Annotated in this window: 1 protein-coding gene; it reads left to right on the top strand. The window is 74.3% G+C overall.

Features of this window, described 5'->3' with window-relative positions:
* Positions 1–1,076: beta-ketoacyl synthase N-terminal-like domain-containing protein (locus ACFWN1_RS33430; RefSeq protein ID WP_384370579.1), on the top strand; the 1,076-nt coding region annotated here is incomplete at both ends.

A 1,076-nucleotide genomic window follows, 5' to 3' on the forward strand; every position in this document is an offset into this window, starting at 1 on the left:
GAGCTGTGGGAGCTGGTCGCGTCGGGCTCGGACGCGATCGGCCCGTTCCCCTCGGACCGGGGCTGGGACCTGGCCGGCCTGTACGACCCCGACCCGGAGCACCTGCGGACCTCGTACACCCGTGAGGGCGGATTCCTCTACGGCGCGGCCGAGTTCGACGCCGAGTTCTTCGGGATCGCGCCGCGCGAGGCGCTGGCGCTCGATCCCCAGCAGCGGCTGCTCCTGGAAACCGCCTGGGAGACCTTCGAGCGGGCCGGGATCGACACGGCGTCGGTGCGCGGCAGCCGGACGGGCGTGTTCGCGGGGGTCATGTACAACGACTACAGCGCCCGGCTCGCGCGGACGCCCGAGGAGCTGGAGGGCTATGTCCTGACCGGCAACACGGCGAGCGTGGTGTCCGGCAGGCTCGCCTACACCTTCGGTCTGGAGGGTCCGGCGGTCACCGTCGACACCGCCTGCTCCTCCTCCCTCGTCGCCCTCCACCTCGCCGCGCAGGCGCTGCGGAGCGGCGAGTGCGACCTCGCCCTCGCGGGCGGGGTGACGGTGATGGCCCGGCCGGACACCTTCGTGGAGTTCAGCCGCCAGCGGGGCCTGTCCGCCGACGGGCGGTGCAGGTCGTTCGCGGCGGGCGCGGACGGCACGGGCTGGTCGGAGGGGGCCGGACTGCTGCTCGTGGAGCGGCTGTCGGACGCCCGTCGTCTGGGCCACCGCGTCCTGGCGGTCGTCCGGGGTTCCGCCGTGAACCAGGACGGGGCCAGCAACGGGCTGACCGCCCCGAACGGTCCCTCGCAGGAGCGGGTCATCCGCCAGGCGCTCGCCGCGGCCGGGCTCACCGGCGCGGACGTGGACGCGGTCGAGGCACACGGGACGGGCACGCGGCTGGGCGATCCCATCGAGGCGCAGGCCCTGCTGGCGACGTACGGGCGGGACCGGCCGGCGGACCGGCCGCTGTGGCTGGGCTCGCTCAAGTCGAACATCGGACACACCCAGGCCGCGGCCGGCGTCGGCGGCATCATCAAGATGATCGAGGCCATGCGCCACGGCGTCCTGCCGAAGACCCTGCACGTCGACGCACC

Origin of the sequence: Streptomyces sp. NPDC058459, assembly GCF_042721685.1 — a bacterium.
Taxonomy (GTDB): domain Bacteria; phylum Actinomycetota; class Actinomycetes; order Streptomycetales; family Streptomycetaceae; genus Streptomyces.